This is a genomic window from Pseudoalteromonas sp. A22 (assembly GCF_018141345.1).
GTDB lineage: Bacteria > Pseudomonadota > Gammaproteobacteria > Enterobacterales > Alteromonadaceae > Pseudoalteromonas > Pseudoalteromonas maricaloris.
Window position 1 is genome coordinate 1,619,197 of the sequence record NZ_CP047238.1, and the last position, 14,960, is coordinate 1,634,156.

Sequence of the window (14,960 nt, forward strand, 5' to 3'; positions counted from 1 at the left end):
TTTAGAACTTATTTGTTCGAAGTGTCCACACAGATGATTGTTGCTTGGCCGGATGGCTAAGTGATATTGCTCTTTAAAAATTTGGAAAAGCTGAAAAATTAAATTCTGATAGATAACATAAAGTTATTTATCGAGTTTTCGAAAGAAAATGCCGATTAATCATTTTTATGATTAATTAGCGTCTACTTTAGTATTCAATATTAACTTCTGGCGAAGTTAAATCAGTCTTTGATATACAATGTCAAATTAGACATTTTCAATGATTTTGGTTTTTAGGCAAGGCGCTTGAGATTTTTGTCGACGGGAGCATAACGTGTTATGTGACCAAGCAAAAATATCGAGGAACGCAGCATAAAAGACAAAAGCGAAGAAAAACTACTTTGGGTTGTATGGTTAAGTGACTAAGCGTACACGGTGGATGCCTTGGCAGTTGGAGGCGATGAAGGACGTACTAACTTGCGATAAGCCTAGTCAAGCCAGTAAGAGGCGCTTGAGACTAGGATTTCCGAATGGGGAAACCCACCTGCTTGCAGGTATCGTTAACTGAATACATAGGTTAACGAGGCGAACGCGGAGAACTGAAACATCTAAGTACCCGTAGGAAAAGAAATCAACCGAGATTCCGAAAGTAGCGGCGAGCGAAATCGGACCAGCCCTTAAGCTTTAGTGTAGTTAGTGGAACATGTTGGAAAGCATGACGAAACAGGGTGATAGTCCCGTACACAAAAACTTATCTAAAGTGAAATCGAGTAGGTCGGAGCACGTGAAACTTTGACTGAATATGGGGGGACCATCCTCCAAGGCTAAATACTCCCAACTGACCGATAGTGAACCAGTACCGTGAGGGAAAGGCGAAAAGAACCCCTGTGAGGGGAGTGAAATAGAACCTGAAACCGTGTACGTACAAGCAGTAGGAGCCTACTTGTTGGGTGACTGCGTACCTTTTGTATAATGGGTCAGCGACTTATATTCTGTAGCGAGGTTAACCATTTAGGGGAGCCGTAGCGAAAGCGAGTCTTAACTGGGCGCTTAAGTTGCAGGGTATAGACCCGAAACCCGGTGATCTAGCCATGGGCAGGTTGAAGGTTGAGTAACATCAACTGGAGGACCGAACCCACTAACGTTGAAAAGTTAGGGGATGACCTGTGGCTAGGAGTGAAAGGCTAATCAAACCGGGAGATAGCTGGTTCTCCCCGAAATCTATTTAGGTAGAGCCTCGGACGAATACTTACGGGGGTAGAGCACTGTTAAGGCTAGGGGGTCATCCCGACTTACCAACCCTTTGCAAACTCCGAATACCGTAAAGTAATATCCGGGAGACACACGGCGGGTGCTAACGTCCGTCGTGGAGAGGGAAACAACCCAGACCGTCAGCTAAGGTCCCAAAGTGTATGTTAAGTGGGAAACGATGTGGGAAGGCTAAAACAGCTAGGAGGTTGGCTTAGAAGCAGCCACCCTTTAAAGAAAGCGTAATAGCTCACTAGTCGAGTCGGCCTGCGCGGAAGATGTAACGGGGCTAAACATACCACCGAAGCTACGGCTGCAGACTTTGTCTGCGGGGTAGGGGAGCGTTCTGTAAGTGGCTGAAGGTGTGCCGGGAGGCATGCTGGACATATCAGAAGTGCGAATGCTGACATGAGTAACGACAAGAGGAGTGAAAAACTCCTCCGCCGGAAGACCAAGGGTTCCTATCCCATGTTAATCAGGGTAGGGTGAGTCGACCCCTAAGGCGAGGCTGAAGAGCGTAGTCGATGGGAAACGGGTTAATATTCCCGTACTCGGTATGAATGCGATGGGGGGACGGAGCAGGCTAGGCAAGCATGGCGTTGGTTGTCCATGTGAAAGGCTGTAGGCTGGTGACTTAGGAAAATCCGGGTTGCCAAGGCTGAGAGTCGAGACGAGCCACCAAGGTGGTGAAGTTGTTGATGCCCTACTTCCAGGAAAAGCCTCTAAGCTTCAGTTCATACTGAATCGTACCCTAAACCGACACAGGTGGTCAGGTAGAGAATACTAAGGCGCTTGAGAGAACTCGGGTGAAGGAACTAGGCAAAATTGTACCGTAACTTCGGGAGAAGGTACGCTCTTGTTTGTGAAAGACTTGCTCTGTAAGCAAACGAGAGCCGCAGTGACCAGGTGGCTGGGACTGTTTATTAAAAACACAGCACTGTGCAAAATCGTAAGATGACGTATACGGTGTGACACCTGCCCGGTGCCGGAAGGTTAATTGATGGGGTTAGCTTAGGCGAAGCTCTTGATCGAAGCCCCGGTAAACGGCGGCCGTAACTATAACGGTCCTAAGGTAGCGAAATTCCTTGTCGGGTAAGTTCCGACCTGCACGAATGGTGTAACCATGGCCACGCTGTCTCCACCCGAGACTCAGTGAAATTGAAATCGCAGTGAAGATGCTGTGTACCCGCGGCTAGACGGAAAGACCCCGTGAACCTTTACTACAGCTTGGCACTGAACATTGACCCTACATGTGTAGGATAGGTGGGAGGCTTTGAAGCAGAGACGCTAGTTTCTGTGGAGCCGACCTTGAAATACCACCCTTGTAGTGTTGATGTTCTAACTTAGGCCCCTGAATCGGGGTTGAGGACAGTGCCTGGTGGGTAGTTTGACTGGGGCGGTCTCCTCCCAAAGAGTAACGGAGGAGCACGAAGGTTTGCTAAGTACGGTCGGACATCGTACGGTTAGTGTAATGGTAGAAGCAAGCTTAACTGCGAGACAGACACGTCGAGCAGGTACGAAAGTAGGTCATAGTGATCCGGTGGTTCTGAATGGAAGGGCCATCGCTCAACGGATAAAAGGTACTCCGGGGATAACAGGCTGATACCGCCCAAGAGTTCATATCGACGGCGGTGTTTGGCACCTCGATGTCGGCTCATCACATCCTGGGGCTGAAGTCGGTCCCAAGGGTATGGCTGTTCGCCATTTAAAGTGGTACGCGAGCTGGGTTTAGAACGTCGTGAGACAGTTCGGTCCCTATCTGCCGTGGGCGTTTGAGAATTGAGAGGGGCTGCTCCTAGTACGAGAGGACCGGAGTGGACGAACCGCTGGTGTTCGGGTTGTGATGCCAATTGCATTGCCCGGTAGCTACGTTCGGAACTGATAACCGCTGAAAGCATCTAAGCGGGAAGCAGGCCTCGAGATGAGTTCTCACTTTGACTTAGAGTCAACTGAAGGGCCGTTGAAGACTACAACGTTGATAGGCGAGATGTGGAAGTGCTGTGAGGCATTAAGCTAACTCGTACTAATTACCCGTGAGGCTTAACCATACAACGCCAAAGTGGTTTATAAGCGACAGAAGTTAATAGACTAAAGTAGACAAAAGAATTTAATAAGCTTTTTCCGGATTTACATTGATGAGGGAGACTTCATTGATGAACAGAATTTCCTGGTGACTATAGCGTTTTGGACCCACCTGACCCCATGCCGAACTCAGAAGTGAAACAAAACAGCGTCGATGATAGTGTGGATTACCCATGTGAAAGTAGAACATCGCCAGGGCCAAATAAGAGAAACCCGTTGCAGCAATGCAGCGGGTTTTTTGCTATGTGTGATTTGAAAACCTCGCGAGGTGAACTCACTCCCACCACAGTATTAGCACAGGGCAAAATGGCAGGAGGTGGTTTACCCGCCGATAGGTTGCAATGAAGTTCCGGCAAAAAAACCATGTACATAAAAACCCGTTACAGTAATGCGGCGGTTTTTTTGCTGTCTGGTGTATAGAGATTTGAGATATAAAACCTCGCAAGCCAATCAACACATCGCGAGGTGAACTCGCTCCTACCACAGTATCAGCACAGTGTAATATGGTAGGAGGTGGTTTATCCGCCGATGGCTTGCAATGAAGTTCCGGCAAAAAAACATGTACATTAAAACCCGTTTCAACACTCGCTCCCAGCAGATACACAGCGTTAACTCTCATTGAAGTTTTGTATTCTTTCTTTAATTTTAGTGCTAGAAATTCCTTGGGTATAAGGGATATAAACAACCTGAATATTTTGTGGTGCTAAAGCGGCTTCCAATGCCTGCCAGCGGGGCGTGTGTTGCCATTCATCACCGCAGATCACAAGGTTTACTCTTTGTTGTGCGATCCAGTGCGCTGCTCGCTCAGTATCAGCCATTGGTGCACCGACTAAAACCGCTTTATCTACGCATGCTAATGCCTTAATAATACTTAAGCGCTCGTCTTGATCCATTATTGACGCTCGTCCCTTACTTTTTAACGCAAATGCATCCGGTGCGACCCCAACAACTAAGTAATCTCCGTGTGATTTCGCTAACGACAAATACGTTAAGTGACCAGGGTGAAGCAGATCAAAATAACCAAGCGCTAAAACACGGCTCGGCTGTTGTGATTTCATCCGCTTTTGTACGAACTGCATAAGATTTTTTAAAAGACCGTCATGAGGTTTGAATTGTAATAGCACCTTAAGCATGGCATGCATTTTTTTGAAGTTGCCTTTTTTCCACTCAGTGTAGAGATGAGAGTAGGCATAACAGTAATATAAGTAGGAATCTTGCATAATATTCGGGGCGCAGACGATGGTATCAAAATTTGCGTCAGGTATTTTCCAATCCAGCCCATACAATGCTTGTAAGATTTGTTCTGGATACTGGGGATAACAAATTTCTCCAGCAGGTGAGCTGATGCTCACAACTTGAATAGCAGAGAAACGCGTCACTCTATTCCAAGTAAAAGGTACGTCTTGCATCCATAAACCTGATATGGTGTCTCCAGTGCTTTGCTCTGTGGCATAACCGCAAAGGTCAAGCACTAAGCCTGATTGGTGGCGAAAACATCGAGGGTTTATAAGTCCATAGGATTGCGCTTCTTCCTGCCAGCCAAAATGCTGTAAATGTTCGATTGCGCTTTTCATGTGAGACCAGTCGATACCAATATCAACATCTTTATCATTTTCTAAGAGTTGACCTTCACGCTCTAACCCGAGCAAAGTACCAGCCGTAGGAAAAGCATAAAATCCCGCCTTTTTTAAGGATGACAATGTTTGTAGTAATAGGTGTAAAGCGTGTTCAGGAGTTAGTTTAGTTGAGCTCGCGCTTTCATGTATTGGTACTTCGGATGATTGAACTTCAGCAATGTTTGTCAGTGCGTCATGCTGCAAGCGCCATCCTAGCGCTTGATAGAAGGTTTGAGCGGCGAGTGGTAGTTGTCTGTTTTGTTGATAACTGCGAGCGAGAATATAATAGCTATCTGGTACATCTGGGTGTTTATGTAGCAGTGCCTCAAGTTGTTCAATCCATTCACTCCCGGCTTGTCTACGCTGCGCCAATTGCGCGAGATATAAAATGACCTGCTGGGTGGGCTGCTGTTGATATAGCCGCTGAAATGCTTGCTCTGCTGCTTGATCTTGGCCCGAAGTAAAATACTCGATGGCCTGTGTCATCTTTCTATTAAGTTGTGACTGTTTAATTGCTGTGTCTTTCTGCATCGAGTAAATACCTTGTTGTGCTGCTTTTAGTTTTTGTAGTCACAGAGTCCATATTTTGATGACCCACTTTAATGGATTTGATGTGTTTAATGTGAAGTCGCTAGCGGTTTTATACTTCTGCACGCTCGGGCATTTTGCCAACCGGCGGAAGCTCCACTATGATTACTTTAAATCAGGAAATCGGAGAGCGAAAGTGCTACCAGTTTTAATTATTGTTTCTTCTCTGACAGTACTCGCCCCTGATGAATTGTTTAAGACATTACAGGTTATTCAAGATTTAAACATCTCTAACCCAACACAAGCAACTCGAGTATATGAAGCAGCGTTACCCAAACTTCCAGAACAGCCCTCTAAAGGTATCTATGAGTTACATCGCGCCGGTTTAGAAGCTGCAATTAAAACAAACGATACGGTCAGAATTCGTGAAATAGTAGCGCTATTTTCCGACAATACTGAGTGGCTTGCGTATTTGCAGTCCGAAAAGGGGCAAATTGCAAATTACCTCGCGATTTATTATCGCCGGATCGGTAAGCCTGCGCTTGCGCAAAAAAACTATGAATGTGCTCTTAAGTACTCAACTCACGAGCAAAGGCCACTTATCGTTAATAATCTTGCTGTTTTATATCGAACAACAGGGCAGTTAGAAGAAGCAATCAATATTTTAGCGCCGGCATTGTCTGAGGTGAAGGATGAACAACTGGAAGCGGCACTTAACAATAACTTAGCTAATGTTTATTTTGATATGAGTAAGTATCAGCATGCTGCAAGACTATATAGGCAAGCTTTCCTCTATCATCAAACAGCAGAACAAGCTTACGAAGCGAGCTATACGGGGTTAAATTTATTAAATGTTTATTTGCTTGCCAATCAGTGGAAAAACTTTAGGCGCTATATGAATACAGTGAAAACTCAGCTAAGTGCGGTAGAGGATAAAGAATTATCTATTGTGTTTACTTGGCAGGAGCTAATTTTTCAAAAAAGTAGAAATGGCATACAGCCAAATGCAGATCAAGTAGAGTTTCTTATTTCGACTTTACCCATATTGCTCCAAAGTGATTACGGCAGCAATATGGAGAAGTATGTTTATACATTGCAACTCCCAGAATTGATAGCGTCATATAATACGTTACTGTCTGAGCAGCAAAAAGTGGCCGCCAGTGTATCGACGGATACTTCGCTACCGGAAGTTGCGCTATCTTGGTGTGAACACTAATCCATCACAAAAAACTATTACCACAGCACTACTCTTTATACTTTGAATAGTAGATGTAGTCAGGTGGGGCTGATAAATAATGAGTACCTTTGACTCAACCATCACAGAGCAATACCAATTTACTTAATTAAGTGGTCTATTTTGAGGCAAAAAAATCTTGTCGATAGCCCGGCAAAAATTTTGCTATTTAGTTGTTCTAAATGATAAATTTTTAACACAGCTAGCGTCAGATTTAATTCCTCAAATTGAACAAGTATTAAGTTAAATTGGTATAACATCAAAGGTCAAAAGCAAGTTTAGAGTTAGAAAGTCCACGCTAGATGTAGCTGGGGAACAGATTCATTGGTATCTGTGCCAAGTTTGTTACGCCAATATTGCCATTCAACCCCTAACATTAACTGATTGTCAGGCATACCTACCGCGTTGCCTAGATCCCATTGTAGAATTGGCTGCGCGAGCAACCAGCCTTTTACGTCATTACCCAACTCGTTTTCTCGCTCGCCAATATATTCTACGTGACCTGTGAGATAGAACTTCTGCTCGCCAATTGTAAAGGGGTAACCCCAAGCGAGATCTATCATCCAGCTATCACTTTCTTTAGGCGCACCGCCATGACTAATACCTTGGCTATCGTCTTGATAAAGTGTGAATGTAGAAGAGAAAAAATTGAACCCATCAAAATTCCAATTTACTTTGACACCAGGTAAGTATTTCATCACCTTAGCGTCTCCGGCTGCATTGAAACCCATGGTTAAGCTAACGTCAGCTATGGCGTCGAAAGAAGACTTAAAGCCTACAATCTTTGACATCGAGAAGCTCGAATACCACTCTCCATAAAAGTCACCGTCTTGGTATCCATCACTAAGGTCATCTTTGCTGTAATCGATAAAGAAGAAATTATCGCCGTAGCGATATCCAGACGCATGTTGTAATGAGTAAACCGTTGCCGTTGCTTCGCTTCTGCTAAACGGGTTTTTGAAATCACCGTGGTTTATATGTAGTTGTGTTGTACTCCAATCAGCAGCATAACCAAATGTGCTAAAAGCGAGTGAGGAGGAAATGATGAGCGTGTTGATTTTCATTTATTAATTCGGATAGCGTTAAAAATGAAAGTATAACAAAAGCGCCCAAAGTTGGGCGCGTAAACCGAATAAATTATGCTTTATTTCTTCTTATGCAGATAACGGTAATGGCGGTGAAAGCCAAAATGAAACAGTAATAAGAAGAGCTAGATACGTCCCAAGGGCTGATTTTAAACGTGGCCCCGAGTAACAGTGCTTGTGCACCATAGGGTAAAGAGCCTTGCATAACACAAGCGAAAATATCTAATAAGCTTGCTGAACGTTTAGCTGAGATCTTTCCATCGTCAGCCAGTTTTTTAGCGACAGGGCCTGCAACTATGATACTTACCGTGTTATTTGCGATACACAAGTTACTTGTTAGCACGAGTGCAGCAATGCCGAGTTGATCTGCAACTTGACGGTGCCATTTTGCGATAATGCTGGTAATTTTTTGGATCTGTTTGGCTAAAAAATCTAGGCCGCCATTGATACGAATAAACTCAGATAAACCACCAATGAACATCGACAGCAAGAAAATCTCCTGCATATCACTAAAGCCTTTATAGATATCGTTTAAGAACGCAGCGCCTTGATAGTCACCGGCAAAACCCATACAGCCAGCAAAAACGATACCACTAAAGAGCACAACAAAAACATTGATACCAATCACCGCCAAGACCAAAATAAATGCGTATGGTAAAACTAATAACCAATCAAACGGCTTGGTTTCTACAACCTGCGGCTCTGGAGTTAAAAACACCAAGAGTAAAACAGTCAGCAGTGCAGCCGGTAGGGCTATTTTTAGATTCTCTCTAAATTTATCTTTCATTTCACAGCCTTGCGTTCGCGTTGCTGCAATTGTGGTATCGGAAATAATAGATAAGTTATCGCCAAACATTGCCCCCGAAACGATGGTACCAGCCATCAGTGCCGGATCAATTCCGGTTTTCATCGCGACGGCAACAGCAATAGGTCCAATTGCACCAATTGTGCCCATGGAGGTTCCCATTGCAGTAGAGACGACAGCAGAAATAAGGAACAAGCCGGGTAATAAAAATGCCGGAGGAATAAGTGATAAACCGGCGTTAACCACAGCGTCAACACCGCCAGTGGCACTTGCAACCGCAGAAAAAGCACCTGCTAATAAATAGATGAGGCACATGGTGATGATATTGCTGTGTCCTGCGCCTTGAATAAAAGTTTCGACACTGCGGTTGATGGTATCTTTATTAAGTAAAAAAGCGAGAACGATGGCTGGTAGAATCGCGACAGGAGCTTTTAATTGATAAAACGCATAATCAACGCCTTGCGATTGCAAATACAATCCTGCGCCAAGAAAAATCCCTACAAAGGTCAACAGCGGCAATAATGATAGTTTTGCCTTTGTTTGATTGTAATTTGGTTGCATAGCACTCCCCAACAATAAAGCACAGCCAATAACCAGCTGTAAAACCGCACAACACACCTAATACCAATTGTATTAATTCTCCCACCAATTTGAAGGGGGAACTAGCATATTAGCGTCGTTAAAAATTTCTCATTTAGAACAAATGAATAGCAAAATTTTTGCCTAGCTACTAAAGCTATTTCTCCGCTTCAAAATAGCCCATTTACTTAATGCAATTGGTATAAGATGAAAATCTCTCAACTTCAATAGGTGAGCGAGCGCGGCAGTTTATATGTTTAGACGTCTAAAGTCTAATGTTTTATTATTTTCAACTTAACTGACTATGACACACAGATACGGTAAACTCTACTCCCGCAAAAACACATTTCTATTATCCGGTTAGCCATCGTTGCTGCCTTTTGGATAATCAACATCGCAAATAAAAAAGGGTAACGTATGACAAGAATAGGTATTTACGGTGCGAATGGCAGAATGGGGTTAGCATTGATTGAAGCCTGTTATTTGTCGCGACAAGTAGAGCTAGCCAACGCTTTTGTACGAGATAATTCACAATATCTTGATAAAGCAGTTAATCAATTGCAGCCTCAAGCAGACGCAAATATCTGTTTTAGCTCCGAGCAAAGTAAGCTTGAAAATGTTGACGTATTAATAGACTTCACTTTGCCAGAGGGCATGAAGCAGCATTTATCAGCTGCAATTGCCGCTAAAAAACCGATGGTGATCGGTACTACTGGACTGACAGCAAGTGAAATGGCGCTGTTGGTCGAAGCCGCAAAAGATATCCCAATTGTGTTTTCTCGCAACTATAGCGTTGGCATTAACCTGCTACTGAACTTAGTACAAACAGCCGCACAAAAGCTGGCTGACGACATGGATATTGAAATTTTCGAAGCGCACCACCGCAACAAAATCGACGCACCCTCAGGAACTGCACTCGCTATCGGAGAGGCGATTGCAGAAGCAAAAGGCTGGCAACATGATGAGGTTGCGGTTTACGACCGAAGCCAGAGCCATGAAGCGAAATCTCAACAAGAAATCGGTTATTCGGTCCTTAGAGCGGGAGATATAGTAGGTGAACATACGGCTTACTTCTCGACAATGGGGGAAAGGCTCGAATTAACACATAAAGCAGCGTCGAGATTGACCTTTGCGTCAGGTGCTGTAAGGGCTGCGCAGTGGTTAAAAGATAAGCCAGCAGGCCTTTATGATATGCAAGATGTGCTAGATTTAAAGAAGTAGGTATAACATTTTGAGGCTTTAAAGCAAAAAAAGAGTTTAATGGCTTATTTTTATAATTTTTGTGATTTGTATTAGACGAAAAGGCATTCATGCTGTAGACTATAACGAATTTGCCAAAATTTTAATAACTGCGTGTTACCAAGCGCTTTGTAGACGGGATGTTGAGCGTTTTGCTTTCGCCCGTTTTTTACTATTAGGAGGTTAACTTGACTAAATCCGCTCTGTTAGTCCTTGAAGACGGCACGGTGTTTCGCGGTACTGCTATCGGTGCTGACGGTATGTCAGTCGGTGAGGTGGTATTCAATACGTCAATGACGGGGTATCAAGAGATCTTAACGGATCCTTCATACGCGGAACAAATCGTTACGCTTACTTACCCACATATCGGCAACACCGGTACTAACAGCGAAGATGAGGAAGCGGACAAGATCTGGGCAAAAGGCCTAGTGATCCGTGACTTACCACTGCTTGCGAGTAATTTCCGTAACGAACAATCATTGAGTGATTACTTGAAAGAACGCAATATCTTAGGGATCGCAGATATTGATACTCGTAAACTAACTCGCATTTTACGTGATAAAGGCGCTCAAAACGGCTGTATCATCGCAGGCGACGAAGTAGATGAGCAAAAAGCGCTAGAAGCGGCGCAAGCATTCCCTGGCTTGAAAGGGATGGATTTAGCAAAAGTAGTAACAACAGAATCTCAGTTTGAATGGCGTGAATCAAGCTGGACTCTAGGCGAGGGCTTTAAAACGCTTTCTGCTGAAGAAGAAAAATTCCATGTTGTTGCGTACGATTTTGGTGTGAAAAAGAACATTCTTAGAATGTTAGTTGATAGAGGCTGTAAGTTAACCGTTGTTCCAGCAGAAACCTCCGCTGCTGACGTACTTGCATTAAACCCTGATGGTATCTTCCTATCAAATGGCCCTGGCGACCCTGAGCCATGTACTTATGCCATTGAAGCAATCAAAGCATTTTTAGAAACAGATACACCTATTTTTGGTATTTGTTTAGGCCATCAGTTATTAGCACTCGCTTCTGGTGCGAAAACAGTAAAAATGAAGTTTGGTCACCATGGTGGTAACCACCCGGTTAAAGACTTAGATCGTGATGTCGTGATGATCACTGCACAAAACCACGGTTTTGCTGCTGACGAAGCAACGCTTCCTGATACGCTACGTGCAACGCACAAGTCACTGTTCGATGGCACACTGCAAGGTATTCACCGTACTGATAAGCCAGCGTTTAGCTTCCAAGGTCACCCTGAAGCAAGTCCTGGTCCACATGATGCGGCACCGCTATTCGACCATTTCATTGAATTAATGCAATCTCGCAACGCTTAATTAGACCGGAGTAATAATGCCAAAACGTACCGACATAAAAAGCATTCTGATTTTGGGCGCAGGCCCAATCGTTATCGGCCAAGCATGTGAATTCGATTACTCTGGTGCTCAGGCCTGTAAAGCGCTTAGAGAAGAAGGCTATAGAGTTATTCTTGTAAACTCTAACCCTGCGACTATCATGACTGACCCTGAAATGGCGGATGCAACTTACATCGAGCCTATTCACTGGGAAGTGGTAGAAAAGATCATCGAAAAAGAAAAGCCTGATGCGGTGCTGCCGACTATGGGTGGCCAAACAGCTCTTAACTGTGCGCTAGACCTAGATAAGCACGGTGTGCTTGCTAAACATGGCGTTGAGCTAATTGGTGCGACTGCAGATGCAATCGATAAAGCGGAAAACCGTGAGCGTTTTGACGCGGCGATGAAAAATATCGGCTTAGAATGTCCTCGTGCTGAAATTGCACACTCAATGGATGAAGCGCACGATATCTTAACTCGAATCGGGTTCCCATGTATTATTCGTCCTTCATTCACTATGGGCGGCACCGGTGGTGGTGTTGCGTATAACATGGAAGAGTTTGACGAGATCTGTACTCGTGGTCTTGACCTGTCACCAACAAATGAGCTGCTTATCGATGAAAGCCTATTAGGCTGGAAAGAATATGAGATGGAAGTAGTTCGTGACAAAAACGACAACTGTATCATCGTATGTTCAATCGAAAACTTCGACCCAATGGGCGTACACACTGGTGACTCAATCACAGTTGCACCAGCACAAACGCTAACTGATAAAGAATATCAGATCATGCGTAACGCCTCGATGGCGGTACTTCGTGAAATTGGTGTTGAAACGGGTGGTTCAAACGTTCAGTTTGGTGTTAATCCTGTTGATGGCCGTATGGTTATCATCGAGATGAACCCGCGTGTATCGCGCTCTTCTGCACTTGCGTCAAAAGCAACGGGATTCCCGATCGCTAAAATCGCTGCCAAGCTTGCCGTAGGTTATACGCTTGATGAGCTTCAAAACGACATCACAGGTGGTGCAACTCCAGCATCATTTGAGCCGTCAATCGACTACGTAGTGACTAAGATCCCTCGTTTTAACTTCGAAAAATTCGCAGGTTCAAACGACCGTCTAACAACGCAAATGAAGTCTGTTGGTGAGGTAATGGCAATTGGTCGTAACCAACAAGAATCATTACAAAAAGCACTACGAGGCCTAGAAGTGGGTGCAACGGGTCTGAACCCAATCGTTGCACTTGACGCGCCAAACGCAAAAGAAACGATCATCCGCGAATTACGTGAGCCGGGTGCTGAGCGTATTTGGTATATTGCTGATGCGATGCGTCACGGTATGTCTGTTGAAGAGGTATTTGAACTCACTAAAGTTGACCCTTGGTATCTAGTGCAAATCGAAGACATCTTAAAAGATGAAGCGACAATCGCTGAAGTGGGCATGGCAGGTCTAAACAAAGACTTCCTGCGCCGCTTGAAGCGTAAAGGTTTCTCAGATGCTCGCATTGCCGAAATCGCAGGCGTATCAGAAAAAGAAATTCGCAAGAAGCGTCACCAGCTTGAAATTCTGCCTGTTTACAAGCGCGTAGACACATGTGCTGCAGAATTTAGCTCAGACACCGCTTACATGTACTCAACGTATGATGAAGAATGTGAAGCGAATCCTTCTGACAAAGACAAAATCATGGTTATCGGTGGCGGTCCTAACCGTATCGGTCAAGGTATCGAATTCGATTACTGCTGTGTACACGCAGCCCTTGCGATGCGTGAAGATGGCTATGAAACTATCATGGTTAACTGTAACCCAGAGACAGTTTCAACAGACTACGATACGTCTGACCGCTTATTCTTCGAGCCAATTACACTGGAAGACGTGCTAGAAATTGTCCGTGTTGAAAAGCCAAAAGGCGTGATCGTTCAGTATGGTGGTCAAACTCCACTTAAACTGGCACGAGACCTTGAAGCGAATGGTGTGCCAGTGATTGGTACTTCTCCTGACGCTATCGACCGCGCAGAAGACCGTGAGCGCTTCCAACAGCTTGTAGAGCGTCTAAACCTACTACAACCAGAAAATGCAACGGTAACGTCACTAGAAGAAGCGGTTGCTAAATCACAAGAAATTGGCTTCCCACTGGTTGTTCGTCCATCATACGTACTTGGTGGTCGTGCAATGGAAATCGTGTACGATGAAGACGACTTACGTCGCTACATGACAGAAGCGGTGTCTGTTTCTAATGAAGCGCCAGTACTACTTGACCGTTTCTTAGATGATGCAATTGAAGTAGATGTTGATGCTATCTGTGACGGTGAGAACGTTATCATCGGCGGTATTATGGAGCACATCGAGCAAGCAGGTGTTCACTCGGGTGACTCGGCCTGTTCATTGCCTGCACACACGCTGCCGCAAGATATTCAAGATGTGATGCGTAAGCAAGTCCGTGATATGGCGCTGGAACTAGGTGTTGTTGGCCTGATGAATACCCAGTTTGCGGTGAAAGACGGCCAAGTTTACCTGATTGAAGTTAACCCGCGTGCTGCTCGTACAGTACCATTTGTTTCAAAAGCAACAGGCGTTGCACTTGCAAAGGTTGCTGCACGTTGTATGGTTGGCCAGTCTCTTGAAAGTCAAGGTGTAACGAAGGAAGTTATCCCTCCATATTACAGTGTGAAAGAAGTGGTATTGCCATTCGCTAAGTTCCCAGGTGTTGACCCAATGCGTGGTCCAGAGATGCGCTCGACGGGTGAAGTGATGGGTGTTGGTGAAAACTTCGCCGAAGCATTCGCAAAAGCCCAATTAGGTGCATCAAACACTTTACCACGTGGCGGCCGCGCGCTACTATCTGTGCGCAATGGTGATAAGGCACGCGTAGTTGAACTAGCTAAGACAATGAAAGCAATTGGTTTTGAGTTAGATGCAACGAATGGTACGGCGAAAGCGCTTGAAGAAGCGGGTATTGAAGTACGTCGCGTAAACAAAGTATTCGAAGGCCGTCCTCATATTCTTGACCGTATCAAGAATGGTGAGTACAGCTATATCGTTAATACTACCGAAGGTCGCCAAGCTATTGAGGACTCGAAGGTGTTACGTCGTGGTGCACTTCAGCATAAGACTAACTACACCACTACGCTAAATGCAGCGTTTGCAAACTGTACAGCGAATGAAGCTGACGACAGAAGTTCTGTAAACTCTGTTCAAGAACTACACCAGCGTTTGAACTAAAAAGA

The 14,960-nt window shown here is 44.7% G+C and carries 7 protein-coding genes and 2 rRNA genes; 6 read left to right on the top strand and 3 right to left on the bottom strand.

The window, feature by feature from the left end; all coding sequences use genetic code 11:
* The first annotated feature begins 391 nt into the window (after window positions 1–391).
* A 23S ribosomal RNA gene (locus GSF04_RS12090) occupies window positions 392–3,275 on the top strand.
* A gap of 118 nt (window positions 3,276–3,393) precedes the next feature.
* Window positions 3,394–3,507: ribosomal RNA gene (gene rrf / locus GSF04_RS12095) — 5S ribosomal RNA — on the top strand.
* Window positions 3,508–3,917: 410 nt separating this feature from the next.
* On the opposite strand, the gene GSF04_RS12100 is transcribed toward rrf, so the two are convergent.
* Entirely contained in the window at window positions 3,918–5,456 is a 1,539-nt protein-coding gene (locus GSF04_RS12100; protein ID WP_211859637.1) for an adenylyltransferase/cytidyltransferase family protein, read from the bottom strand.
* Between the two features lie 193 nt (window positions 5,457–5,649).
* Between GSF04_RS12100 and GSF04_RS12105 the strand changes: the two genes are divergently transcribed.
* Window positions 5,650–6,669 (top strand): tetratricopeptide repeat protein, encoded by a 1,020-nt coding sequence (locus GSF04_RS12105; protein WP_249122479.1) that lies wholly within the window; start codon window positions 5,650–5,652, stop codon window positions 6,667–6,669.
* Window positions 6,670–6,971: 302 nt separating this feature from the next.
* Here GSF04_RS12105 and GSF04_RS12110 read toward each other — a convergent pair whose 3' ends face one another.
* The gene (locus tag GSF04_RS12110) at window positions 6,972–7,751 is read right to left on the bottom strand and encodes a nucleoside-binding protein (protein WP_211859639.1); all 780 of its coding nucleotides are present in this window, start codon (window positions 7,749–7,751) and stop codon (window positions 6,972–6,974) included.
* A gap of 73 nt (window positions 7,752–7,824) precedes the next feature.
* On the bottom strand, window positions 7,825–9,138 hold the full coding sequence (locus tag GSF04_RS12115; RefSeq protein WP_211859640.1) for a Na+/H+ antiporter NhaC family protein: 1,314 nt from the start codon (window positions 9,136–9,138) through the stop codon (window positions 7,825–7,827).
* A gap of 435 nt (window positions 9,139–9,573) precedes the next feature.
* On the opposite strand from GSF04_RS12115, the gene dapB reads away from it, so the two are divergent.
* The 3 genes from dapB (at window position 9,574) to carB (ending at window position 14,955) form a co-directional block, all read left to right on the top strand.
* Window positions 9,574–10,377: a 4-hydroxy-tetrahydrodipicolinate reductase gene (gene dapB, locus GSF04_RS12120; RefSeq protein WP_039495517.1), complete on the top strand. Its 804-nt coding sequence runs from the start codon at window positions 9,574–9,576 to the stop codon at window positions 10,375–10,377.
* Window positions 10,378–10,583: 206 nt separating this feature from the next.
* Window positions 10,584–11,720 (top strand): glutamine-hydrolyzing carbamoyl-phosphate synthase small subunit, encoded by a 1,137-nt coding sequence (gene carA, locus GSF04_RS12125; protein ID WP_010377970.1) that lies wholly within the window; start codon window positions 10,584–10,586, stop codon window positions 11,718–11,720.
* Window positions 11,721–11,736: 16 nt separating this feature from the next.
* Entirely contained in the window at window positions 11,737–14,955 is a 3,219-nt protein-coding gene (gene carB / locus GSF04_RS12130; protein ID WP_039495519.1) for a carbamoyl-phosphate synthase large subunit, read from the top strand.
* Window positions 14,956–14,960: the final 5 nt, after the last annotated feature.